Raw genomic sequence first — 24,760 nt, 5'->3', positions numbered from 1 at the left:
GTTTGCGCGCGCCCAGCGCATAGCATGTCGGTCTTCCGATAATCGCAGGGACCTGTGATGCTCAAGTTGCGCCAAGCGGCCGTCGTTCTCGCCTTATTGTCCGCGTCCGCGCAAGCCGCGCCCGACGCGAAACCCGATCTCAAAACCATCTCCGAGCAATCCGGCTTCATCAAGACCGGCCGCTACGACGAGGTGATCCGGCTGTGCCAGGACTTCGCCGCGCGCTGGCCCGAGGCGGTCAGGTGCGAGGAGTTCGGGCGCACGCCGGAAGGCCGTCCGATGATGCTGATGGTGGTGTCGCGCAGCGGTGCGCTGACGCCGCAGGCCGCTGCGGCCAAACACGTTCCGGTGATGCTGATCCAGGGTGGCATTCATGCCGGCGAGATCGACGGCAAGGACGCGGGCTTTCTGGCGCTGCGCGACGCGCTCGAAGGCAAGACCGACAAGGGCATGCTCGACAGGCAGGTGCTGCTGTTCGTGCCGGTGTTCAACGTCGACGGCCACGAACGCTTCGGACCCTGGCAGCGGCCGAACCAGGTCGGTCCGGCCGAAATGGGCTGGCGCACCACGGCGCAGAACTACAACCTGAATCGCGACTACATGAAGGCCGACACGCCGGAGATGCAGGCGATGCTGCAGCTGATCAATACCTGGGACCCGCTGCTCGCGGCCGACCTGCATGTCACCGACGGCGCCAAGTTTCAGCACGATGTATCGATCACGGTGGAGCCGGTGTATTCCGGCGACCAGGCACTGCGCGCCGCCGGCCTGGCGCTGCGCAGCGACGTCAACCGGCAGTTGTCGAAAAAAGGCTCGCTGCCGCTGGCGTTCTATCCGGCCTTCGTCGTCGACGACGATCCCAGTTCCGGCTTTGCCGACAGCGTGCCGCCGCCGCGTTTTTCCAATGGCTATTTCGTGCAGCGCAACCGCTTCGGCGTGCTGGTCGAGACGCATTCGTGGAAGGATTACAAGACGCGCGTGCGCATCACCCGCAACACCATCGACGCGCTGCTGGCGCAAATGGCCGAGCATGGGCAGGACTGGCTCAAGCTGACCGCGGCCGCGGACCAGCGCGCGATCCAGCTCAGCGGTACGGTGCCGCTGAGCTGGAAGGTGAGCGACAAGATACGCACGATCGATTTTCTCGGTTACGCCTACACACGCACGCCGTCGGATGTTTCCGGCGCGCTGATGACGCGCTACGACGATCGCAAAAAACAGGTCTGGCATCTGCCGATGCGCGACGACCCGCAGCCGCTGTATAGCGTCGTGGCGCCCGGCAGCGGCTACATCGTGCCGGCGGCGCAGGCCGACTGGCTCAAGCAGAAATTCGCGCTGCACAACATCGTCTATCGCAGGTTCGACGAAGAGCAGGCGCCGGGCCCGGTGCAGGTGTTCCGTGCGACCGCGGTGCGCTATGCGAAAGAGTCGTTCGAGAATCGCACCGCGGTCGAGTTCGATGGCGAGTGGAAGCCGGAGACGCGCGGCGTGCCGGCGGGCTCGCTGTTCGTGCCGATCCACCAGCCGAACGCACGGCTGGTCATGGGCCTGCTCGAACCCGGCGCGCCGGACTCGTTCGCGGCCTGGGGCTTCTTCAACATCGCCTTCGAGCAGAAGGAATACATGGAAGCCTATGTCGCCGAGGATGTCGCGCGCGACCTGCTGGCGAAAGATCCGGCGCTGGCGGCGGAGTTCAAGCGCAAGCTCACCGAGGATGCGGCGTTTGCGGCGAGCCCGGCGGCGCGGCTGAACTTCTTTGCGCAGCGTTCGCCGTCGCGCGACGAGCGGCTGAACCTGTATCCGGTGATGCGCGTGGATTAATTGGCGAGACCGGAGAGGTTGCGAGGCGCTTCAGCGTACAACCCCTCTCCCGGCCCTTCGGGCCTCCCTCTCCCACAAGGGGAGAGGGAGACATATTCAGAGCCGCAGCTTTTCCACATCCGCTGGCCGCCGCCGCATCAGTGCTTGCGGGTCGGCGGCGCCAGCGCGGTTTCGCGCATGTCGATTTCGTACAGCAGCGCGTTCAGTACCACGTCGTTGATCTCGTCGAGCCGGTGCATGCGCATGACCTCGTTGCGTTCGGCGCGGATGCCGATCAGGCGCAACTCGCGTTCGGCGTCGGCGCGCTCGCGGTGATTGTCCGGGCCGTCTTCCTCGCGCAAGGTGCGCAAGCGCTGCTGATAGGCCGAGATCATTTTCTGCGCGGCCTTGGACGTCAACGAGCCTTGGTCTTCTTCCTCGCGCTCGCTGCCGGGTTCGCGCGCGGCCACCGCGATCGCCGCGACGGCGGCTTCGCAGGCCTGGATGCGCGCCAGCTGTTCTTCGCGCTCTTCCGGATCTTCTTCCTCGACGGTGATGCCGCGCAGCAGCCACGGCAGGCCGATCGCGGCGGCGATCAGCGAAATCAGGATCACGCTGGCAGCGAGGAATACCATCAGGCTGCGCTGCGGGAACGGCGCGTTGCCCTCGATGACGAAAGGCAGCGACAGCACACCGGCCAGCGTGATCGCGCCGCGCACGCCGGCCAGCGCGGTGGCCCACATCAGCCGGCGGCGCGGCATCGGCTTGTGGCCGTCGCCGCGCCAGCGCGCCACCAGATGGGTGAAGCGCAACATGCCCCAGACCCAGACCACGCGCGCGACGATCAGCGCTACCCAGGTCGCGAACGCCCAGGTCAGCAGGCGCAGCGCGTCCGACCAGCCGCCTTCCTGGAACGACTCGCTCAGCGCGTCGAGAATGATGTCGGGCAGCTGCAGGCCCATCAGCACGAAGATCACGCCGTTGAGCACGTATTCGAGCATCGACCAGATATGCGTGGTCGCGATGCGCGTGTCGGCGCCGGCGTCGGCGGCGCTTTTCAGATTCAGCGTGATCGCGGCTGCCACGGCGGCGAGAATGCCGCTGGTGCCGGCTTCTTCGGCGATCAGATACGAGGCGAACGGCAGCAGCAGGATCATCACGATCGTGCCCTGCGCCTGCACCCGGGTCCAGCCGGCCAGCCACTTCTGGAACAGCGCCATGCCCCAGCCCATCAGCGCGCCGATGGCGACGCCGCCGATCGCCACCAGTACGAACGCGATCGAGGCGTCGTACAGCGAAAACGCGCCGGTGGCCGCAGCGGCGACCGCGAACTTGAACGCGGTCAGGCCGCTGGCGTCGTTCATCAGCGCCTCGCCTTCGAGCGTGTACATCAGCCGCTTCGGGATTCCTGCTCCACCGGCGAGCGCCGACACCGCCACCGCGTCGGTCGGCGACAGCACCGCGGCCAGCGCGAACGCGGCCGCCAGCGGCAGATGCGGAATCATCCAGTGCAGCAGGTAACCGACCGCGACCACGGTGAACAGCACCAGGCCGAAAGCCAGCGCCAGGATGCGTTCGCGCGCCTGGAAGAACTCGCGCTTGGGCATGCGCCAGCCGTCGGCGAACAGCAGCGGCGGCACGAACAGCAGCAGGAACAGATGCGGCTCCAGGTCGACATGCAGGCCGTAGCTGGGCACGCTGATGACCGCGCCGAGCGCGATCTGCGTCAGCGGCAGCGGCAGTCGCGCGACGCGCACGATGATCGCCGACATCGCAACGCACAGCAGCAGGGTCAGGACCAGGATCGCAGCATTCATGTCGGGAGTCGGCTGGCTCGGCGCCGGTATCGATGAGGCCGAAGGATAGCCTGCGATCCTGTACGCGACGTTGATCCGCTGCGTCCCTGCCCGGAACGAACGCGGTGGCGACGCGTTCAGTCCGTAGCCCGGGTGAAACCCGGGTTGTACCCGGGCTAGGCCGCGATGCCGTGTTTCAGTACACCCGGCCGCAGGCCAGGTTTGCCGGTACCGCGATGTCCATCAGCTTCGGGTTCGGCAGTTTCAGTGCGTTCATCAGCTCGATGTATTGCTCGCGGCTCTTGCCGGCGAGCCGCGGGTTGTAGCGGCGCTCCTCGCCGATCGAGGACACGGTCCAGCCCTTGTAGTCGTGCGCCGGGTAGACCAGGGTCTCGTCGGGCAGGCGCAGCAGCACCTCGTGGATCGAGTCCCAGGAGCGGCCGGCATCGCCGCTTTGAAAATCGGTGCGGCCGGTGCCGCGGATCAGCAGCACGTCGCCGGTCATCACCGCGCGGGGCCGCTGCGGATCGAGCACCAGGCTGAAGGATTCTCCGGTATGCCCGGGTGTGAAGCGCGCCTGCAGCTGCAGGCTTTCGATGCCGATGATGTCGCCGTCGCGAAAACACTCGGACACGCATTCGGCCTTGGTGAACTCGCCCATCATCGTCACGCAGGCGGTGGCCTCGCGCAGATCGCCGAGTCCGGTGATGTGGTCGGCGTGGGTATGGGTGTCGATCGCGCGCAGCAGTTTCAGGTCGAGCTGGGCGATGGCCTGCAGGTACTGCGGCACCTGCTCCTTGACCGGATCGATGATCAGCGCCTCGCGGCCGATGCCCGAGGCGAGCAGGTAGGTGTAGCTGCCGGTTGCGGCATCGAAGAACTGGCGAAAAAGCACGCTTGGCTCCTAGAAGGACTTCATCATCAGCACGCCGGCCGCCGCCAGCATCATCACGGCGAAACCCTGCTGCAGCCGCGGCCCGGCGATGCGCGGCGCGATGCTGCGGCCGGCGAACATCCCCGCCAGCGCGCCGGCCACGAAAGGCAGTGCCGCGGCCCACAGCATCGGCCGGCCCATCAGCAGAGAGACCAGCACGGTGCCGGCACTGGTCAGCGCGATCGACATCAGCGAGGTCGCCACCGCGGAATGCACCGACAGCGCGGTGGTGGCTCGCAGCGAGGGCACGATCACGAAGCCGCCGCCGACGCCGAGCAGGCCGGACAGGAAGCCGGTGGCGGCGCCGATGGCGGAGATCGTTAACGCGCAGGCTCGCGTCCACAGCAGCCGCCCCGAGCCCGGATGGATGCGGCAGATCGGCCCGCCTGCGGGCGCCCCGTCGCCGGCGACGGAGGCGCGTACCACCTGGGTCTCCTCGGGATGCTGTTGCGCCTGCAGCAGCATCCGCACTGAAATGATCACCAGCGCGGCGGCGAACAGGCCGGCGAGCATGCCGCCCGGCATCGCGCTCGCGGCGACCAGCCCCAGCGGCGCGGTGACCAGGCCAAGCGCCGACATCAGCGTCGCCGCGCGATAGCGCACGTAGCTCACGTCCCAGGCGGTGACGGTGCCGAAAGCCGCCGCCGCGCAGACCGCGATCAGCGCCACCGGCGCGGCCTGGGGCAGGCTCCAGTGCATGCCGAACATCAGCAGCGGTACCGCGAATACCGAGCCCCCGGCGCCGGTGAGGCCGAGGACCAGGCCGACGACGATGCCGATGGCGATGCTCATCACGGCGAATTTCTCCGGGTCACCGCACTAGCCGTACTTGGCCAGCAGCGCGGTCACCGCGTCGATTCGCGACTCCGCCTTGGCGTCGTCGATGCCGAGTTCGGCCAGCTCGCGCTTGGTCACGCAGGCCATCAGGTCGAAGAACGCGCGGTCCATGGCCTTGCGGGCGGCGGCGAACTGCTGCACCACCGGTTCGCATTCCCCCTCGGCCTCGATCATGCCGATGATGCCGCGCACCTGGCCCTCGATGCGGCGCAGGCGGTCGAGCATTTTCTTTTTGTCCTGCTGCCAGTCAGACATCGCGGCTTGCCGGGCTATATACGGTAGGGGGTATAGTATGCGCCATGAGCGGAGACGGCAAATGCAGATGGCAGTGGTGGGTGGAGTTCTGATCGGGTTGTCGGCGCTGCTGCTGTACGCGGCGCTCGGCCGTATCGCCGGCATCAGCGGCATTGCCTATGGCGCACTGGACGCCGAGGCACGCGGCTGGCGCCTGCCTTTCCTGGTCGGCCTGGGCGGCGGCGCCTGGCTGGCGGTTGCGCTCGGGGTGCCGCTGCCTGCGGCGCCTTTGCCGCAAGGTGCTGGCGCGGTTGTGCTGCTGGCCGCGGCCGGCCTGCTGGTCGGTTTCGGCACGCGGCTCGGCAACGGTTGCACCAGCGGTCACGGCGTCTGCGGCATCGCGCGCCTGTCGAAGCGCTCGCTGATCGCGGTACTGGTGTTCATGGCCACCGGCATGCTGACGGCGAGCCTGTTGCGCGGCCCGATGCTGGGAGTCCTGCAATGAAAACCTCGGCAAAGACCACGGTGGTCGCGCTGCTTGCCGGCCTGGTGTTCGGTGCCGGGCTGACCGTGTCCGGCATGGCCTCGCAGGCCAAGGTGCTGGGCTTCCTGAAACTGGGGCCAGGCTGGGATCCGTCGCTGATGCTGGTGATGGGCAGCGCGCTGGCGGTCACGCTGCCGGGCTTCTGGTGGATGCGTCGGCGCGGGCGGCCCTTGCTCGGCGACAGCTTCGCGCAGCCGGCGACTACGCGCGTCGATACGCGGCTGCTGATCGGCGCGGCGCTGTTCGGCGTCGGCTGGGGCCTGTCGGGCTTCTGCCCGGGCCCGGCGATCGTCAGCCTGGCGCTGCTGCAGCCGGCCGCCCTGGTATTCCTGCCGGCGATGCTGGCCGGCGCCGCGCTGACCCGTCTTTTGTAGCCCGGGTTAAACCCGGGTTGTACCCGGGCTAGGCTGCAGCAGGCAACACTCAGGGCACGACGACGTCGGGCGCTTTTTCCCGGCGGATCAGGTAGAGCCCGCTGGCGACGATGATCGTGCCGCCGAGCAGGGTCCAGCGGTCCGGCAGCGCCTGCCACAGCAAAAGGTCGAGCAGCAGGCCCCAGGCCAGTGCCGAATACTCCAGAGGCGCGATGACCGAGGCCTGAGCGCGCGCGAAGGCTTCGGTGATCGCCCACTGGCCGAGCGCGCCGCACAGGCCGACGCCGACGATCAGCGGCGCGTGCTCGCGCGCGATCGGCACCCATCCCGGCGCGGCCAGCGCACCGGCGCCGATCGACATCGAGACCAGTAGCCAGAACACCATGCTCTGGCTGCTGTCGGTGCGGCCGAGCAGGCGCACGGTGATGGCCGACAGGGCGTAGCCGCTGGCGGCGACCAGCACGGCCAGCGCCGGCCAGCTGAACAGGCCGTCGCCGCTGGGACGCAGCACCACCAGCGTGCCGCCGAAGCCGGCGACGATCGCGATCCAGCGATGCACGCCGACGCGCTCGCCGAGCATCGGCCCGGACAGCGCGGTGATGATCAGCGGCGCGACGAAGAACAAGGTGTAGGCGGTGGACAGCGGCAGGCTGCGCAGTGCGTAGGCAAACGCCGTGATCATGCCGACGCCGATCACGCCGCGCAGCAGGTGCAGCGGCCAGCGCACTTTCAGCAGCGGCGCAAAACCCTGGCTGCGCGCGATCCACACCAGCACGAAAGGCAGCGACGCGGCGCCGCGCAGGAACGCGACCTGCGCCGGCGGATAATGCGCCGTCAGCAGCTTGAGCCCGCCGTCCATCAGCGACAGCAGGCCGACGGCCAGCAGCATCATCAGAACGCCGCGGCGACGGCCGGGGTCGGTGATCGGGGGAATGCTCAGTTCCATGGGCGGTGAGGGCGTCAGGTAGAACCCGTTCATCCCGAGTAGCTCACGCAGTGAGCGTATCGAGGGACGCATCGGATCGCGTCAGTGTCCCTCGATATGCCGCAAGCGGCTACTCGGGAGGAACGGGGTTTTGCAGGTTAGCGCCGATTCGTCACACTGGACTTCATTGCCTGAGCCCGCCAAAGGACCCGATGCAAGCTGCTCCCGTCATCCGCGGCGTCGCACTGGCCGACACGCTGAGCCCCGCCGACCGTTATCACGAGCTGTTCGTGGAGGTGCAGACACAGCGCGTGTTCGCCGACAGCAAGACCTTCGTCGACGCGGTGCCGCACGGTGATCCGCGCGCGCTGCTCGACGCCTATCGCGAGCAATGCCACCAGCCCGGCTTCGATCTGAGCGCATTCGTGCATGCGAACTTCGACGTCGACACGATCGGCGGCAGCGAGCGCTACGTGTCCGATCCTTCGCTGAGCCTGGCGCAGCACATCGACGGCCTCTGGGACGTGCTCAGGCGCGTGCCGCGCGAGCATCCGCCGCAGTCCTCGCTGTTGCCGCTGCCGCATGCCTACGTGGTGCCGGGCGGGCGCTTCAGCGAGATCTACTACTGGGACTCGTACTTCACGATGCTCGGCCTGGCCGCCAGCGGCCGCGCCGAGCTGGTGCGCGGCATGGTCGATAACTTCGCCTACCTGATCGACACCTACGGCCACGTGCCCAACGGCAACCGCAGCTATTACCTGAGCCGCTCGCAGCCGCCGATGTTCGTGTTCATGGTCGAGCTGCTGGCGACGCTGGAGCCGGGCTGCGTGACGCGCTATCTGCCGGTGCTGCGCCGCGAATACAGCTACTGGATGGAGGGCGAGCTGGAGCTGCGCCCGGGCGAGGAGCATCGCCACCTGGTGCGGCTGGCCGACGGCAGCCTGCTGAACCGCTACTGGGACGACCGCGACACGCCGCGCGAGGAAAGCTATCGGGAGGACGTGACCACGGCGCGCGCGTCGAGCCGCAAGTCGCACGACGTATATCGCGATCTGCGCGCCGCCGCCGAGTCCGGCTGGGACTTCTCGTCGCGCTGGTTTGGTGAAGCCGGCGGCCTGGCGTCGATCTGCACCACGGCTATCCTGCCGGTGGATCTGAACTGCTGGCTCTACGCGCTGGAGTCGCGCATCGCCGCGCTGGCGAAGGAGGGCGGCGACGAGGCCAATGCCGCGGACTTCGGCGCGCGCGCCCACGCGCGGCGCAGCGCGATCCAGCGGCTGATGTGGAGCCCGGAGCAGCGCGCCTACTTCGACTACCACTGGCAGCTCGATCGCATACGCGAGCCGCTGACCGCGGCGTCGACCGCGCCGCTGTTCGTCGGCATCGCCGACGCGGCGCAGGCCGAGGCGCTGGCCGAGACGCTGCGCCAGCGCCTGCTCGCCGGCGGCGGCCTGGGCACCACCGAAGTCGCCAGCGGCGAGCAATGGGACCGGCCCAACGGCTGGGCGCCGCTGCAGTGGCTGGCGATCGAGGGCCTGCGCCGCTGCGGCCAGCCGGCGTTCGCGCGCGATATCGCGCATCGCTGGCTGGCGACGGTGGCGCGGCTGTATCGCAGCGACAGCAAGCTGGTCGAGAAATACGGCATCGAACGCCGCCACCCGACACCCACCGGCGGCGGCGAAGGCGGCGAATACCCGCTGCAGGACGGCTTCGGCTGGAGCAATGGCGTCACCCGCCGGCTGCTGCTCGATTACCCCGGGCACGAGGCGGCGAGCAGCAAGGCGGGTGAGGATTCCTGAGCTGCGACGGCCTCGGCTTGTAGGAGCGGACCCTGTCCGCGACCTGCGAAGGCTCAGTCGCGGACAGGGTCCGCTCCTACAACAGCATCGCCCCCGTCGTCGTTGTAGGAACGGGCTTGCCCGCGATGGCGCGCTGGCAGGGTCGCGGGCCGCTCAGGGTTGTGGATCGCGGACGAAGCCGAGCTGGGCCGGCGCGTCGGCGATGTCGAGGCGCCCGATCGCCGTGACTCCAAGGCGGGGGGGAAATTTCTGAGCTGCGACGGCCTCGGCCTGTAGGAGCGGACCCTGTCCGCGACCTGCGAGGCCTCAGTCGCGGACAGGGTCCGCTCCTACAACAGCATCGCCCATGTCGTCGTTGTAGGAGCGGGCTTGCCCGCGACGGCGCGCTGGCAGGGTCGCGGGCCGCTCAGGGTTGAGGATCGCGGACGAAGCCGAGCTGGGCCGGCGCGTCGGCGATGTCGAGGCGCCCGATCGCCAGCTCGCGGTCCTGCCAGCGCAGCCGCAAGGCCGTCGCGCTGCCGCTGGGCAGCGCCAACGCCGCCTCCAGGCCCGCTTCGCTGGCGCCGACGAGCCGCTGCAGCAGCCAGTCCAGGTCCTGTGATTCCAGCGCCGCCGCGCCGTGTTCGGTGGCCAGCAGCAGCGAGCCTTCTTCGTCGAGATAAGCCGCGGTAGGCCGCTCGATCACCAGGTCGTTGTGCGTGACCAGGGTCGCGCCGTCGCCAGCGACCCGCAGCACCAGCGGCGCGGTTTCCAGCTGCACGTAGCCGCGCTGCGGGCCGTTCTGGAAGTACCAGCGGCCTTGCTCGTCGGCGGCGTAGTTGGCGGCGATGGTGTCGATGATCTGCGGCCTCGAAATCAGCTCGTGCTGCACCCGCCAGCGGCCGCGTCGGTCCAGCTGCAGCCAGCCGTACAGCGCCGGCACGTTCGGCCAGCGCGCCAGCGCGCGGTGTACCCAGTCTTCCATCGATCGTCCTTCGCTCAGCTTTCGACCCGCGCAGCATAGCCGCCGGCGCTGTGCAAAAATTCCGTATCGAACCCTGCGACGGCCCACGGCGTGGCGATCTGATGGACACCGAACCGACCTCCGGCGCGCCGTCGCGGCCCGACCCGGTCCGCGAGAGCCTGCAGCTGGCGCTGGAGGCGGCCGGCGGCGTCGGCATCTGGGACTGGGACGCGGCGACCGACCGGGTGCACGCCGACGACAGTTTCGCGCGGCTTTACGGTGTCGAGCCCGAAGCGGCGAGGCGCGGCGTGCCGATCGCGCAGTTCACGCGCGTGATCCACGCCGACGATCGCGAGCGCGTCCGCACCGCCATCCGCCAGGCGATGAGCGGGCCCGGCGCCTTTGCCGAGGAATACCGCGTGGCGCAGCAGGATGGCTCCTCTCGCTGGGTCTACGCGCGCGGTCGCTGCCAGCGTGATGATGCCGGCGCGGCAACGCGCTTCGCCGGCATCATCATCGACATCACCGAGCGCAAGCTCGAGGAGCAGCGTGAGCGCACGCTGGCGCGGCTGATCGAAAGCCAGCGCGGCCTGGCGCATCCACGCGACATCATGCTCGCCGCCTCCGCGGCGCTCGGCGAGCATTTGGGAGTCAGCCGCGCCGGCTATGCCGAGGTCGATCCGCGGCAGAAAGTCGTGGTCATCGAATGCGACTGGACCGATGGCCAGGTGCAGAGTCTCGGCGGCACGGTCTGCCTGCTGCAGAGCTTCGGTGCCGGCATCGTCGAGCGGCTCAGCGCCGGCCTGACGCTGGCGGTCAGCGATGTCGACGCCGATCCGCTGACCGCCGATCCCGGCGCGTATTCGGTGTTCGGTACGGTCGGCGCGCGCTCGCTGCTGGCGACGCCGCTGCTGAAAAACGGCCGGCTGACCGCGATTTTTTGCGTGCACGACGTGGTCGCGCGGGTCTGGAGCGCGGCCGAGATCGAGCTGCTGGAAGAAGTCGTCGACCGCACCTGGGCGGCGGTTGCGCGTGCGCGCGCCGAGGCGGCGCAGCGCGAAAGCGAAATCCAGCGCCAGCTGGCGTTCGAGAGCGCGCAGCTCGGCATCTGGGATTTCGATCCGCAGACCGGCGAGTTGCGCTGGGACGATCGCTGCCGCGAACTGTTCGGCCTGCCGCCGGGCGCGCCGGTCGACTACCGCACCTATCTCGACGGCATGCATCCGGACGATCGCGATCGCATGCACCAGGCGGTGCAGCGCGTCATCACGCAGGGCGATTCCGGCAGCTTCAGCGACCAGTACCGCACCATCGGCCTGCAGGACGGCGTGCTGCGCTGGGTCGAAACCTACGGCCAGGCGTTTTTCGAAGACGGCGTCTGCGTGCGCTTCATCGGTTCGATCCGCGATGTCACCGAAAGCCGCAGTGCGCACCAGGCACTGCAGCAGCTGACCGAAACGTTGGAGCAGCGCGTTAGCGAAGAAGTCGCCGAGCGCGGCCGCGCCGAGGCGGCGCTGCGCCAGGCGCAGAAGATGGAGGCGATAGGCCAGCTCACCGGCGGCATCGCGCACGACTTCAACAACCTGCTGCAGGGCATCGTCAGCTCGCTGGAAGTACTCAAGTACCGGCTCGCGGCGAGCGCGCCGCCGCAGGTCGGCGCGCTGATCACCGGCGCGATGAATTCGGCCAACCGCGCCGCCGCGCTGACGCACCGGCTGCTCGCGTTCTCGCGGCGCCAGCCGCTGGACCCCAAGCCGGTGCAGGCCAATCCGCTGGTGCAGGGCATGGTCGATCTGCTGCGCCGCACGCTGGGCGAGAGCATCGAGCTGCAGCTGCAGCTGGCGCCCGATATCTGGCCGGCGCAATGCGATCCGCATCAGCTGGAAAGCGCGGTGCTGAACCTGGCGATCAATGCGCGCGACGCGATGCCCGCCGGCGGCGTGCTCGGCATCGAGACCGGCAATGTCACGCTGGATGCGCGCGGCGCGCGCGGCATCGGCATCGCGCCCGGCGACTATGTGCGCGTGCAGGTGCGCGACAGCGGCTGCGGCATGAGCGCCGAGGTGATCGAGCGCGCCTTCGATCCGTTCTTCACGACCAAGCCGATCGGGCAGGGCACGGGCCTGGGCCTGTCGATGATCTATGGCTTCGCACGCCAGTCCAGCGGCCACGTGCGCATCCTGAGCGAGCCCGGCAGCGGTGCTGTGATCGAGCTGCTGCTGCCGCGCTCGACCCTGGCCGCGATCGAAGACAAGCCATCGCCGGTGGCCGAAGCCGCCGCCAGCGGCCGCGGCGAAACCGTACTGGTGGTCGAGGACGAGGCGATCGTGCGGCAGATCGTCGTCGACGTGCTCGGCGATCTGGGTTATCGCACGCTGGAGGCTGCCAACAGCGCCGATGCGCTGAGCCTTCTGCAGTCGAATGCCGGCATCGATCTGCTGGTCACCGACATCGGCCTGCCCGGCCTGAATGGCCGCCAGCTCGCCGATGCCGCGCGCGGCCTGCGTCCGCACTTGAACGTGCTGTTCATGACCGGCTATGCCGAGACCTCGGTGATGGCCGCGCCGCTGGCAAGCGGCATGGCGCTGATCACCAAGCCTTTCGCGATCGACAGCCTGCGCCAGCGGGTCAGCGAGATGATGCCGCGCTGAGGCACGTTTTCGTTGCGGCGACCGGCTGCTCTACGGCACCGCCGGCAGATGATCGCGATACCAGCCCAGCCAGCGCTGCCAGCGATCCAGCAGATAGCTCGGCTGGTCCAGGCCGTGATGCTGGCCGGGATAGATCACCAGCTGTGTCGGCACGTCGAGAGCCTGCAGTGCCTGGTACATCTGCTGCACGTTCTGCAGCGGCACGTTGTAGTCCTCGGAGCCGCCCATGAACAAGGTCGGCGTCTTGATTTTGTCCGCGTGCAGGAACGGATACGAAATACGCATCCACACGTCCAGATGTTCCCAGGGCTTGCCTAGCTCGTAGTCGTAGTCGCGGATGTATTCGTCGGTGCCGTAGCCGGCGAGGATGTTGCTGATCGAGGCGCCGCTGACCGCAGCCTTGAAGCGCGTATCGCTGGCAATCACGTAGTTGGTCAGCATGCCGCCGTAACTCCAGCCGCCGACCACCAGCCGCGCCGGATCGGCGATGCCGCGCCCGACCATCGCATCGACGGCGCCGAGCACGTCGATCACGTCCTTGTTGCCCCAGTCGGCGTAGATCGCGCTCGCGTACGCGGTGCCGCGGCCGGTGGAGCCGCGCGGATTCATCGTGATCACCACGTAGCCGTTGGCGGCGAACAGCTGCCAGTCGAAACGGAATGCCGCTTCGAACTGCGAAGCCGGGCCGCCGTGCAGGAACAGCAGCGTCGGATAAGGCTTGCCGGCGACATGGCCCGGCGGATAGGTGACGAAGCCGTGGACCTCGTTGCCGTCCTTGCTCGTCGTGCTGATTTCCTCGACCTTGCCGAGCTGCACACCGCTGATGAAAGCCTCGCTCTGCCGCGACAGCGGCCGCAGCTTGCCGCGATCCAGTGCATAGACTTCCGGCGGTTTCGACGGCGTGCTGGCGAGCATCGCGATGCGGCCCGAAGGCAGCGCATCGAAGTCGCCGACGCTACCGCCGCCGTCGCTGAGCAGGGTGAGCCGGCCGCTGCGCGCATCGATGCCGAACAGCTGCGAATGCCGGTCCTGCTCGACGATCGCGGCGATGCTGCGGCCGTTGTCGATCCAGTGCAGCGCCGACACGTTGCGATCGAGACTCGCCGTCAGCAACTGCGGCGTGCCGCCGGCGGCCGCGATCACGGCGAGGCCATGCGTGCCGTACTCGATCAGCTTCGGATCGCTGCCGTGCAGGTAGGCGATGCGCGTGCCGTCCGGACTCCAGGCCGGATGCGTTTCCCAGTCCGGCATCAGATCGGCTTCGGGCGACGTGGTCAGCTGGCGCTCGCGCACCTCGCCCTTGTCGCCGCGTGGCAGATCGAGCACGTACAGATCCCAGTTGTCGCTGCGATCCGGGTCGCTGCCGCGCTTGCTGACGAAGGCGATGTGCCGGCCGTCCGGCGAGAACGCCGGCAGCAGGTCGTCGTGATCGCCGGAAGTCAGCGGCGCGGTCTCGCCGCTTTGCAGATCCAGCAGTGCCAGATGCGAGCGCTGCTGGCCGAGGTAACCGTCGACGTCCTGCTTGAACTGGTAGCGCGTGATCACGATCGGCGGATCGGCGGGCTCGTCGTCGTCATCGTCCGAGTCTTTCGACGCGGAAACGGCCGGCTTCTTGTCATCGCTGTCGGCAGGATCGGGGTCGCCGACCACCAGCACCAGATGCCGGCCATCCGGCGCCCAGTCGAAGTCGGACACATCGCCGTCGCCGAACGTCGCCTGCTGCGCTTCGCCGCCGCGCAGATCGATGATCCACAGCTGCGCGGCATCGTCGTCGGATTTGCCGCGATTGGCGATGAACGCGATGCGCGTGCCGTCCGGACTGAAAGCCGGGTTGCTCTCGCCGCGCTTGCCGAACGTCAGCGGCCGGTTGTCGCGGCCGTCCCAGCTCGCCAGCCACAGATGCGTGACGTTTTTGTCCTTCGCCAGATCGGTGGTACCGACGCTGTAGACGACGCTGCGGCCGTCGGGTGACAGCCGCGGTCCGCTGACGTCGGCGATCGCGGCAAAGTCCTGGGGCTGCAGCCTTGCAGCCTGAGCCGGCAAGCCGAAACCCAGCGCCAGCAGCAGAGCGATTCGAAGATTCATGGAAAGTTCGTGGCCGAAGATCGCGCATGCTAATCGCATTGGCGTCGCCCCGGAAAAACCAACGGGCCGCCGCGGCCTGCGCCGCGACGGCCCGTGTTCAGAGCGCCGCTGTGTTTACGGCGTTGCCAGCGTCGACTTCACCAGCGAGTAGTAATTGGCGATGCGCAGCGAGCCCCAGCCGGTGGTGTAGTCCCAGCCGGTGGCCGCGGTCCAGTCGCCGTTGCTGCCCTTGGTTACGTCGCGCAGGAACTTGTAGGTGCTGTTGGACGGCGCATAGGTGTAGATCGTCGGGTCCGGGAACGGCAGATCGCCCAGGCCGCTGAGCAGGCGCGCGTAAATGCCGCAGAACAGCGGTGCCGACAGGCTGGTACCGCCGTACTGCGCGGAGCCGCCGTTGACCACCAGGATCGCGCCGGACTTGGGATCGGCGTCCAGCGACACATCGGGCACGCTGCGGAAGCTGCTCGAGCCGACGCCCGCCTGCCAGTCCGGCTTGGGCTCGTAGATGCTCGGGCCGCCACCGCCGCCGGACCAGGCTTTTTCGCTGGAATAGGCGCCGGCTTCGGTCAACAGCGTGGTGCCGCCGATCGCCATCACGTAGGGCGACACCGCCGGATAGCTCTGGCCGTTGCGCTTGCCGCATTCGTCGGAGCCGGAGTCGCCGGTGGACACCGAGAAGGTCTGGCCCTGCGCCACCGCCTGCGCGAACAGCTGGTCGTCGGCGGCCATCGAGCCGTCGAGCTTGGCGCCGGTTTCGCATTCGCCCAGCGACACGTTGATGATCTTGACGCTGTTGTCGGTGACGATCTGGTTGAAGCCCGTGGTCAGGTCGCTGTTGGCCAGCGAGGTGATCACGTAGAACACCAGCTTCTTCACCGCGCCGCCCATGCCCTGGATGTCCTGGCTGTCCAGGTCCCATTCCGGCACGCCGCTGGTGTCGGTGCCGAGCGGGCCGACGTTGATCTGCTGCACCGTCAGCTGCGGCAGCGCGTTCTGCGACTCGAACTGGCGCAGGTCGGTGATCGACTGGCTGATGTCGCCGCTGGCGACGATCCCGACCTTGGCCTTGGTCGCTTCCTTGGTGCTGCCGACGCCGTAAAGCGCCGGGAATTCAGTCGGCAGATGGCCGGTCGGCGTCGCCACGTCGGGCTTGGCATCGGTGCTGCTCAGGTCCGCCTGCCGGATCAGCGTGTGCGCCTGCAACAGGTTCTGCAGGCCGAGCACCGACAGCACCACGCCGTCGAGTTCAGCCGGCACCTTGGCCGGCAAGGTATTGGCATAGGCGACACGCTCGCCGACGCTGAAGCCTTCCATGCGCGTATTGAACGCGGCGTTCACCGACGCCGCGCTGCCGTCGGCGCTGACCAGCTGGCGGTTGGCGTCGACGACGATGTTGATGAAGCCCATCTTGCTCAGATAAGCCGACACCGCTTTGACCTGCGCCGCGGTCGGCGCGTAGTTCGCGGCGAACTGTTCCTGGCTCATGGTCTGGCCATAGGCCGGGCTGCCGGTACGGTGTTGCTCGGCCAGGAAGGAATCCAGACCGGCGCGATCGCGCAGCGCCAGGCTCAGGGCGACGTGAATCGCCTCGCCATTCTTCAGCGCGCCGCGCGATACCGCGCCGGGTATCACGTTGGTGAACGCGCCGGTCTGCGTTGCCGCCCAGGAGCCGCTGGCGGCCTGCGCCAGCGGTGCGGCGCATAGCAGCGCCAGTGCGGCGGCGACGGGTTTCAGCGGCGTGCACGAACGATGCGATTTTGGTTGCGACATGAGTTCCCCCTGATGGCCGTGTTTTCACGGCATTGGAATACGGGCTGGAGTACAGCGACGCCGCCTGCACTCAGGGTCTGTGCCACGCGCAGCGGTTTGATTCAAACGGATACAAGCATCGGCAGCCGACGCGCGCCGTGCAGCGCAGGGGGCGATGTTTAATCGTTGGCAGGCATGGGCTTATGCCGTTACGACAAAAACCGCGGACAACGGTGTTTGTTGCTTGCGGTTACTTGGCGGCGGCGCCGTCGAAGCCGATGCGGCGCGGCTAGCGGCGGTCGCGCCGATTCGGTGCGGAAACGCCGCAGAAAAGCCCATTTTCGCGAGCGTCCGCAGCCTGGCTCATCAGCTGAGCCGCTAGCCGGGCAAAGGCGCGGTCAGCGCCCGCTGCAACGCGTCGAAGGCTTCGCGGCGATCGAGCAGGTCGAGGTGGTTCATGCCGTAGCCGATCCATTTCCATTCCGGCTCGAAGCTCAGGCAGCGTGCGGCCTCGCGATCTTCACCGAGCGCGCTGGCCACCGGCACCAGGCCGTCGCCGAGCAGGCGGTCATGAAGATCGCCGACGCGCTTCCCGGTGGTGCCGGCCAGCGCGGCGCAATGCACGTTGGCCGGCAGCGGCAAGGGCTGCGGACGGCGTTCGCTGCGGTCGAAGCGATCGGCGTCGGCCCAGTCCTCGTCGATCAGATTGCCGTGGCGCAGGTCGGTGATGCCGGCGCTGCGCAGCCGCGCCAGGCCGCCGATCGGCGCGCTGTAGGGGCTGATGTTGAGCAGCATGTGCAGGCCGCTGCCACCGCGCTCCAGCGGCGCACCCAGATGCGGCGTGCCGAGAAAGATCAGCCGCTTCAGCCGCAGCGGCCAGCGATGGCCGTCCAGCGCCGCGTAATGGCAGGCGCTGCGCGCGAGCAGGCCGCCCATGCTGAAGCCGATGATCGCCAGCTCCTCCACCGGCACACCGGCGCCCTCGATGAAACGCTCCAGCAGCTGCGACAGCTCGCGGCCGTTGAGCGAGACGTGGCGGCCGCTGTTGTAGCGCACATAGGCGGCCTCGTAGCCCAGCGCCGTGGCCAGCGCGGCGCCGTGATCGTGGCCGTTGCGCTGCCATTGCCGCTCGCTCATGCACAGGCCGTGGATCAGCAGCAGCACGCGCGGACTTTGCGGCGCGTCGAGGCCGGTGCCGTCGCGGCGGATTTCCATATCCATCGCCAGCGGGTTGCCGGTCGCGGCGAGGTAGTCGCCGAGCACGCCGTTGATCGCGGCGACGATCGCGTCGCGGCCGGCGCTGCCGGCTTCCAGCCCGGCCGCGTCGATCAGCGGCTGCAGTTGCTTGAGCGCGACATCCAGGCCCGAGCCAACCCAGCCGGTGATGGTGCGGATGCTGTTGTAGACCAGACCGGTGATGCCGCGCGTGCGCCCCGGCGGCACTTCGCCGAAGATCCACGGCGCCCGCGAAATATTGCGGTGCATGTCTTCGACGATGTTGGTGATCGCCATCGTCGCTTCGACCGCGAGTTGGGTCGCGCCGCGGATATCGGAGGCAAGCATGTCGTCAGGGCCACTGTCGGATCAGCGACGAGTGTCCGGCCTGCGCCCGGCGCGAGCAAGAAACTATCGACATTGCCGGCGGGCGCAACAGCCAAGCCAGGCGAATTTCAGGCAAAAAAAACCGCGGCACGAGGCCGCGGCTTTTTGAGTAAGTCCGAAGACTTAGAGCGGGCGAATCTGCGTCGCCTGCATGCCCTTCTGGCCGCGCGCGGCGGTGTACTCGACGCGCTGGCCTTCTTTCAGGGTCTTGAAACCGGAACCCTGGATTTCCTTGAAGTGTGCGAAGAGATCTTCGCCGCCGTCGGCCGGGGTGATAAAGCCGAAGCCCTTGGCGTCATTGAACCACTTCACGGTGCCGGTAGAAACATTGCTCATTGATACATTCCTCTTGATGAATACGGGTAAAAACCACCCGTGGGGTGCAAGCGATCAAGGAACGCATCCAGGGATCTTGTAGGCCACCAAACCTGTGAATGTTTGGCGCTGGGAAGCCACACTGTGCAAACTTGAAGCGACTGCGGCAGCCACCATACGCTCTCCGAAAGCGGATGTCGATACATTCCCGCCACATTCCCGCCTGCCGTTGGTCTGCCGCGGTGGAGTGGATTGCCACCCCACCGCGGCCCGCCGGCTAGCTCTCCAGCGTGGCGTCCAGCGTGATCTTGGCGTTCAGTACCTTGGAAATCGGGCAGCCGGCCTTGGCGCCGGCGGCGATCTCGTCGAACTGCGCTTTCTCGATGCCGGGAACCTTTGCCTTCAGGATCAAATGGCTGGAGGTCACTGCGAAGCCGTCGCCGACCTTGTCCAGGGTCACTTCGGCGTGGGTTTCCAGGGTATCGGGGGTGAAGCCGGCCTGACCCAGCGCCAGCGACAGCGCCATCGAGAAGCAGCCGGCGTGGGCCGCGCCCAGCAGTTCTTCGGGATTGGTGCCGGGGCCGTCCTCGAAACGGGACTTGAAGCCGTAGGGCGCGTCCTTCAATACGCCGGTTTCCGTGGAAATGGCGCCGCCGCCTTCCTTGATGCTGCCTTTCCAGACTGCCCATGCCTTCTTTTTCATTGCCCTGCTCCTTGTGTTGTCGACTGCGGATCGTGCACCGATTGGAGGTCGCGGTCGTGAACCCGCGTGCCTGCTGATCCGGCGAGTCTGTCGCGCTGCCAGTGAGCGGGCTGTGAATAGAGCGGCGAAACACCTCTGACTAAAGTTGGACGCGCTGCCGCCGTTAACCGTTGACAGAAGTTATACGGGGCGGAGCCATGTCACGCGGATTCGGATCGGCCGTCGCGGCCTTGCTGGGCCTGCTGCTGTGCCAGTCCGCGCTCGCGGATGCGCCGCCGCAGCGCTTGATCCTGCGCTACGCCAACAGCGCTGCCGCCACACAGGCGGCGCAGGCGAGTCGCGTCGACCGCCTGAGTGCGCTCGGCGGCGCGCCAATGCATCTGCTGCGCACGCTGGGCAGCGGCGCGCTGCTGGTCGGCGTCGATGACGGCTCCGACATCGAGCAACTCGCCGCGCGGATCCGCCGCCAGGCGCCGGCCGATCTGCTGTCGGTCGAACCCGACCGGCTGATGCAGGCGACACTGACGCCGAACGATCCTTATCTGGCGAACCTGTGGGGCATCGCCGGCCCGGCACAGAGCAATGGAATCGCCGGCGTCAACGCGTTCCCGGCCTGGGACATCAGCAGCGGCGCCGGTGCGGTGGTCGCGGTGATCGACACCGGCTACCGGCCGCATGCGGATCTCGCAGGACAAGTCGTCGCGCAATACGACTTCATCTCGGACACGACCAACAGCAACGATGGCAATGGCCGTGACGGCGACGCACAGGACCCGGGCGACTACCGCGTCTCCGGCCAGTGCGGCGGCTCGGCCAGCACCAGCAGCTGGCACGGCACGCATGTCGCCGGCACCATCGCGGCGCTGGCCAACAACGCGCTCGGCGTCGCCGGCGTCGCCTACGGTGCCAAGCTGGTGATCGCGCGCGTGCTCGGCGCCTGCGGCGGCTACACCTCGGACATCAGCGACGCCATCGTCTGGGCTTCCGGCGGAACCGTCAGTGGCGTACCGACGAATCCGTCGCCGGCCAACGTGATCAACATGAGCCTCGGCGGCGGTTATCCGTGCTCGGCTTCGCCGGAGCTGCAAAGCGCGGTCACCAGCGCGCGCAGCCGCAATACCAGCGTCGTCGCCGCCGCCGGCAACTCGAACAGCGACGCCAGCAATTTTTCGCCGGCGAGCTGCACCGGTGTGATCGCGGTCGCCAGTGTCGGCGAGAGCGGCGCGCGGGCTTACTACTCGAATTACGGCAATGTCGTCGACATCGCCGCGCCCGGCGGTGACACCAGCTCCGGCGCCGGCATCCTGTCGACCTACAACAACGGCAGCACCACGCCGGGTGCCGATTCCTACGCCTATCTGCAGGGCACCAGCATGGCCTCGCCGCACGTCGCCGGCGTCGTCGGGCTGCTGTATGCGCTGCAGCCGGCGCTGACGCCGGACCAGGCCGAAACCGCGATCAAGAGCACCGCGCGTGCGTTCAACGCGAGCTGCAGCGGCTGCGGGGCGGGGCTGATCGACGCGACACTCGCACTCGGCGCGATCACCCCGGGCCCGGGCTCGCTGAGCTTCGGCGCGAGCACGTATTCCGTCGCGGAAACTGCCGGCAGCGCCAGCATCACGGTGCTGCGCAACGGCGGCAGCAGCGGCGCGATCAGTGTTGCCTACGCCACCGCCAACGGCACCGCGACGGCGGGCAGCGACTACACCGCGCGCAGCGGCACCCTGAACTGGGCCGACGGCGACAGCAGCGCGAAGACGATCAGTGTGCCGATCATCAACGACAGCGCGGCCGAGTCCATCGAAACGCTGACGTTGACCCTGTCCGCAGCGGGCGGCGGCGCCACGCTGGGCACGCCGAAAACCACCACGGTATCGATCACCGACGACGACAGCGCGCCCGGCACGCTGGCGCTGGCATCGGCTGCGTACACCGTCGCCGAAAACGCCGGCAGCGTCGCCGTCACGATCACGCGCAGCGGCGGCGCCAATGGCGCGGCTTCGGTGGACTACACCACCGCCAACGGCAGCGCCAGCGCCGGCAGCGATTACACCACCAAAAGCGGCACGTTGATCTGGGCATCGCTGGATGCCGCGACAAAAACCGTCACGATCCCGGTCGCCAACGACACGCTCGCCGAGAGCAACGAAACCTTCACCGTGCGGCTGTCCGCGGCCACCGGCGCCAGCCTCGGCAGCCCGGCGACGGCGACGGTCACGATCAACGACGACGACACCGTCAGCAGCGCCGGCGCGCTGGCTTTCAGCAGCGCGACCTGGAGCGCGGCCGAGAACGCCGGCACGGCGACGATCACGGTCAAGCGCACTGGCGGTAGCGCCGGCGCGGTGACGGTGGCCTATGCCTCGTCCAACGGCAGCGCGAGCGCTGGCAGCGACTACACCGCGGTCAGCGGCACTTTGAGCTGGGCCAACGGCGACGCGGCGAACAAGACGTTTACCGTGCCGATCACCGACGACGCGCCGGCCGAGAGCAACGAAACCGTCAACCTGACGCTGAGCGTTCCCGGCGGCGGCGCCACGCTGGGCACGACCAAGACCTCGTCGCTGACGATCAACGACAACGACGGCGCGCCCGGCACCGTCGGCGTCGCGTCGGCGAGCTACACGGTGCTGGAGTCCGCGGGCAACGTCGTCGTCACCGTCAGCCGCACCGGCGGTTCCACCGGCGCCGCTTCGGTGGACTACGCCACCGCCAACGGCAGCGCCAGCGCCGGCAACGACTACACCGCCAAGTCCGGCACTCTGACCTGGGCCAATGGCGACGCCGCCAACAAGACCATCAGCATCGTGATCGCCAACGACACCTTGGCCGAAAGCAGCGAAACCCTGCAGTTGCGGCTGTCCGCCGCGACCGGCGCCACGCTCGGCGCGCAGGCGACGGCCACGATCACGATCACCGACGACGACACCGTCAGCAGCGCCGGCGCGATCGCGTTTTCCAGCGGCACCTGGAGCGCGGCCGAGAACGGCGGCGTCGCGACGATCACGGCCAAGCGCACCGGTGGCAGCGTCGGCGCGGTGACGGTTGCGTATGCCTCCTCCAACGGCAGCGCCACCGCGGGCAGCGACTACACCGCGGCCAGCGGCACCCTGAGCTGGGCCAACGGCGACGCGGCGAACAAGAGCTTCACCGTGCCGCTCAGCGACGACTCGCTGGCCGAGAGCAACGAAACCGTCAACCTCACACTGAGCGCCGCAACCGGCGGCGCGACCCTGGGCACCACCAAGACCTCGGTGCTGACGATCAACGACAACGACGGCGCGCCCGGCACGCTGGCCTTGAGCGCCGCCACCTACACCGTGCTCGAATCCGCCGGCACGGCGACGATCACCGTCGTCCGCAGCGGCGGCTCGATGGGCTCCGCGTCGATCGACTACGTCACCGCCAACGGCAGCGCCACCGCCGGCAACGACTACACCGCCAAGAGCGGCACCCTGATCTGGGCCAGCGGCGACGCTGCGAGCAAGAGCTTCGCCGTGGTCGTCGCCAACGACACGATTCATGAGGCGGCGGAAACCTTCCAGATCAGACTCAGCGGCGCGGTCACTGCGACGCTGGGCACGCCGTCCAGCGCCACCGTCACCATCACCGACAACGACTGAGGCCTTGCGGCCCTTGCGGCGCGGCTCGCGGCAGGCGCTAATCTGGCGTCCCTGCCGCGAGCGCTGTCGCCATGTCCACCAAGATCGACGCTGTCATCAACCTGTTTGCCGGCACCGCGCGGCTGTGGCGCGGCTCGGTTGCGTACCGGCGCACGCCACCGCCGGCCAGGCTGCTGAAGCTCTACGACATCGAGGCCTGTCCGTACTGCCGGCTGGTGCGCGAGACGCTGACCGAGCTCGATCTCGACGCGATGATCCTGCCGTGCCCGAAGAACGGCACGCGCTTTCGCGTTGATGCGCAGCGCATCGGCGGCAAGCAGCAGTTTCCGCTGCTGGTCGACGACAACACCGGTAGCACGCTGTACGAATCCGGCGACATCGTCGACTACCTGCAACAGACTTACGGCCGCGGAAAACGCCGCATCACGCTGCTGCATCCGCTGGCCGTGCTCAGTTCGCAGATCGCCTCGCTGCTGATGTTCCGCGGCCGCGGCCTGAGCGGCATTCGCGCGCAAGCCTCGCGCGCGCCAGCGCAGCCGCTGGAGCTTTACAGCTTCGAGAGCAGCCCGTTTTCCAAGCCGGTGCGTGCGCGGCTGTGCGAACTCGAATTGCCTTACCTGTTGCGCAACACCGGCAAGGGCGGCTGGAAGGATATGGGTCCGCCGAGCTTTCGCGACTCGCTGTTCAAAGGCGAAAAGGGCACGACGCGCAATCGCCGCTGGCTGGCCGAGAACACCGGACAGGTGCAGGTGCCGTACCTGGTCGATGCCAACACCGGGACGGCGATGTACGAATCCGGCGACATCCTGAAATATCTGGATCGCACTTACGCCCTGCGCAACGCGTAAAGCCAGAACTGAGCCGCAGCTGAAGTGCCGGCTCAGTCATCGTTCATCGCGCCCTTCTATGTTGCAGCCACGGAACGCAGCAGCGTTCGTGTAAAAACAGGAAGGGATGTCATGAACAATTTAGTTGCGGGTATAGGCGGCGCGGCCGCGGTTCTGGTCATCGGCGCCTCGGCGATGGTGTTCGCCAATCGTTCTCCCAGCGACGAATCCCGCACCGAAGTGGCGCAGGCACGGTCCAGCCACACCGAGTGCCATCAGGAAAAAGTCGTGACCAACAAAGAGTGGGGCGTGCGCTCGGTTGCCGGCACCCTGCTCGGCGGCGCCGCCGGTGGCGCGCTCGGCCACCAGATCGGCGGCGGTCACGGCAAGGACGTGGCGACCGCGGCCGGTGCGGTCGGCGGTGCCTATGTCGGCAATCAGGTCGCCAAGAAGAACTTCCCGGATCAGGAAGTGAGCTATCGCGAGAAGTGCGAGACGGTTCCGGGCTGAAACCCGGCTGTCGGAGAAAGGCGAGCCGCGTGCTCGCCTTTTTCTTTGGCGTAAAGCGCGATAATGCGCGCCTTTATGTTGAGAGTCGCGCCGTGAGCCTGATCATCAATCCCCATCTGTCGATCGGTCTGGACGAGATCGAGCTGACATCGACGCGCTCGCAGGGCAATGGCGGGCAGAACGTCAACAAGACCGAGTCGGCGGTGCAGCTGCGTTTCAACATTGCCGCGTCGAGCCTGCCGGACGAGATCAGGCAGCGGTTGCTGGCGCGACGCGATCAGCGCATCACCACCGAGGGTGAGGTCGTGATCAAGGCGCAGCAGTACCGCAGCCAGGATCAGAATCGCGAGGCGGCGCTGGAACGGCTGCGCGTGATGATCGCCGCCGCGGCCGAAGTGCCGCGCGTGCGCAAGGCAACGCGGCCGACGGCAGCGTCCAAGCGCCGCCGCGTCGCCGACAAGCTGCACACCGGCAAGATCAAGGCGCTGCGCAGCAGCCGCGACGAATGA

The 24,760-nt window shown here is 67.9% G+C and carries 20 protein-coding genes; 9 read left to right on the top strand and 11 right to left on the bottom strand.

Going from position 1 to position 24,760, the window contains the following annotated elements:
• The first annotated feature begins 57 nt into the window (after window positions 1–57).
• Window positions 58–1,821: a M14 family metallopeptidase gene (locus ACQZF9_RS18095; RefSeq protein ID WP_428310358.1), complete on the top strand. Its 1,764-nt coding sequence runs from the start codon at window positions 58–60 to the stop codon at window positions 1,819–1,821.
• A gap of 137 nt (window positions 1,822–1,958) precedes the next feature.
• Here ACQZF9_RS18095 and ACQZF9_RS18090 read toward each other — a convergent pair whose 3' ends face one another.
• From ACQZF9_RS18090 to ACQZF9_RS18075, 4 genes are all read right to left on the bottom strand, one after another.
• Window positions 1,959–3,617, bottom strand: a complete 1,659-nt coding sequence (locus ACQZF9_RS18090) for a Na+/H+ antiporter (protein WP_428310357.1) — start codon at window positions 3,615–3,617, stop codon at window positions 1,959–1,961.
• A 175-nt stretch (window positions 3,618–3,792) separates the two neighbouring features.
• Window positions 3,793–4,491: an MBL fold metallo-hydrolase gene (locus tag ACQZF9_RS18085; protein ID WP_428310356.1), complete on the bottom strand. Its 699-nt coding sequence runs from the start codon at window positions 4,489–4,491 to the stop codon at window positions 3,793–3,795.
• Between the two features lie 9 nt (window positions 4,492–4,500).
• A complete protein-coding gene (locus ACQZF9_RS18080; protein WP_428310355.1) occupies window positions 4,501–5,322 on the bottom strand; it encodes a sulfite exporter TauE/SafE family protein in 822 nt (273 codons plus the stop codon).
• Between the two features lie 27 nt (window positions 5,323–5,349).
• Window positions 5,350–5,622: a metal-sensitive transcriptional regulator gene (locus tag ACQZF9_RS18075; protein WP_428310354.1), complete on the bottom strand. Its 273-nt coding sequence runs from the start codon at window positions 5,620–5,622 to the stop codon at window positions 5,350–5,352.
• Window positions 5,623–5,683: 61 nt separating this feature from the next.
• On the opposite strand from ACQZF9_RS18075, the gene ACQZF9_RS18070 reads away from it, so the two are divergent.
• Both ACQZF9_RS18070 and ACQZF9_RS18065 read left to right on the top strand, forming a co-directional pair.
• Window positions 5,684–6,106, top strand: a complete 423-nt coding sequence (locus ACQZF9_RS18070; RefSeq protein WP_428310353.1) for a YeeE/YedE family protein — start codon at window positions 5,684–5,686, stop codon at window positions 6,104–6,106.
• Window positions 6,103–6,519: a DUF6691 family protein gene (locus tag ACQZF9_RS18065; protein WP_428310352.1), complete on the top strand. Its 417-nt coding sequence runs from the start codon at window positions 6,103–6,105 to the stop codon at window positions 6,517–6,519. Before ACQZF9_RS18070 ends, ACQZF9_RS18065 begins: the two co-directional genes overlap by 4 nt.
• Window positions 6,520–6,568: 49 nt before the next feature.
• Here the strand turns inward: ACQZF9_RS18065 and ACQZF9_RS18060 are convergent, their stop codons facing one another.
• Complete coding sequence (locus ACQZF9_RS18060; RefSeq protein WP_428310351.1) at window positions 6,569–7,465, bottom strand: DMT family transporter; 897 nt, start codon at window positions 7,463–7,465, stop codon at window positions 6,569–6,571.
• 191 nt (window positions 7,466–7,656) lie between these two features.
• Between ACQZF9_RS18060 and treF the strand changes: the two genes are divergently transcribed.
• Window positions 7,657–9,243: an alpha,alpha-trehalase TreF gene (gene treF / locus ACQZF9_RS18055; RefSeq protein ID WP_428310350.1), complete on the top strand. Its 1,587-nt coding sequence runs from the start codon at window positions 7,657–7,659 to the stop codon at window positions 9,241–9,243.
• Window positions 9,244–9,649: 406 nt separating this feature from the next.
• Here the strand turns inward: treF and ACQZF9_RS18050 are convergent, their stop codons facing one another.
• The gene (locus ACQZF9_RS18050) at window positions 9,650–10,207 is read right to left on the bottom strand and encodes a DUF2946 family protein (RefSeq protein WP_428310349.1); all 558 of its coding nucleotides are present in this window, start codon (window positions 10,205–10,207) and stop codon (window positions 9,650–9,652) included.
• Window positions 10,208–10,308: 101 nt separating this feature from the next.
• Between ACQZF9_RS18050 and ACQZF9_RS18045 the strand changes: the two genes are divergently transcribed.
• A complete protein-coding gene (locus ACQZF9_RS18045; protein ID WP_428310348.1) occupies window positions 10,309–12,837 on the top strand; it encodes a PAS domain-containing protein in 2,529 nt (842 codons plus the stop codon).
• Window positions 12,838–12,867: 30 nt separating this feature from the next.
• Here the strand turns inward: ACQZF9_RS18045 and ACQZF9_RS18040 are convergent, their stop codons facing one another.
• The 5 genes from ACQZF9_RS18040 to ACQZF9_RS18020 form a co-directional block, all read right to left on the bottom strand.
• Window positions 12,868–14,922: a S9 family peptidase gene (locus ACQZF9_RS18040; RefSeq protein ID WP_428310347.1), complete on the bottom strand. Its 2,055-nt coding sequence runs from the start codon at window positions 14,920–14,922 to the stop codon at window positions 12,868–12,870.
• 114 nt (window positions 14,923–15,036) lie between these two features.
• Complete coding sequence (locus ACQZF9_RS18035; protein ID WP_428310346.1) at window positions 15,037–16,692, bottom strand: S53 family peptidase; 1,656 nt, start codon at window positions 16,690–16,692, stop codon at window positions 15,037–15,039.
• 357 nt (window positions 16,693–17,049) lie between these two features.
• Complete coding sequence (locus ACQZF9_RS18030; RefSeq protein WP_428310345.1) at window positions 17,050–18,234, bottom strand: esterase/lipase family protein; 1,185 nt, start codon at window positions 18,232–18,234, stop codon at window positions 17,050–17,052.
• Window positions 18,235–18,396: 162 nt separating this feature from the next.
• Window positions 18,397–18,609: a cold-shock protein gene (locus ACQZF9_RS18025; RefSeq protein WP_072898255.1), complete on the bottom strand. Its 213-nt coding sequence runs from the start codon at window positions 18,607–18,609 to the stop codon at window positions 18,397–18,399.
• Between the two features lie 256 nt (window positions 18,610–18,865).
• On the bottom strand, window positions 18,866–19,291 hold the full coding sequence (locus ACQZF9_RS18020) for an OsmC family protein (RefSeq protein ID WP_428310344.1): 426 nt from the start codon (window positions 19,289–19,291) through the stop codon (window positions 18,866–18,868).
• Between the two features lie 197 nt (window positions 19,292–19,488).
• Between ACQZF9_RS18020 and ACQZF9_RS18015 the strand changes: the two genes are divergently transcribed.
• The 4 genes from ACQZF9_RS18015 to arfB all read left to right on the top strand — a co-directional run bounded on the left by ACQZF9_RS18015 (window position 19,489) and on the right by arfB (window position 24,760).
• The gene (locus ACQZF9_RS18015) at window positions 19,489–22,914 is read left to right on the top strand and encodes a Calx-beta domain-containing protein (protein ID WP_428310343.1); all 3,426 of its coding nucleotides are present in this window, start codon (window positions 19,489–19,491) and stop codon (window positions 22,912–22,914) included.
• Between the two features lie 71 nt (window positions 22,915–22,985).
• On the top strand, window positions 22,986–23,762 hold the full coding sequence (locus tag ACQZF9_RS18010) for a glutathione S-transferase N-terminal domain-containing protein (protein ID WP_428310342.1): 777 nt from the start codon (window positions 22,986–22,988) through the stop codon (window positions 23,760–23,762).
• Window positions 23,763–23,873: 111 nt separating this feature from the next.
• Complete coding sequence (locus ACQZF9_RS18005; protein WP_428310341.1) at window positions 23,874–24,251, top strand: glycine zipper 2TM domain-containing protein; 378 nt, start codon at window positions 23,874–23,876, stop codon at window positions 24,249–24,251.
• Between the two features lie 92 nt (window positions 24,252–24,343).
• Window positions 24,344–24,760 (top strand): alternative ribosome rescue aminoacyl-tRNA hydrolase ArfB, encoded by a 417-nt coding sequence (gene arfB / locus ACQZF9_RS18000; protein ID WP_428310340.1) that lies wholly within the window; start codon window positions 24,344–24,346, stop codon window positions 24,758–24,760.

Source organism: Hydrocarboniphaga sp. (genome assembly GCF_965279055.1).
Lineage (GTDB): Bacteria > Pseudomonadota > Gammaproteobacteria > Nevskiales > Nevskiaceae > Hydrocarboniphaga.
This window is presented reverse-complemented; position numbering and strand designations above follow the sequence as displayed.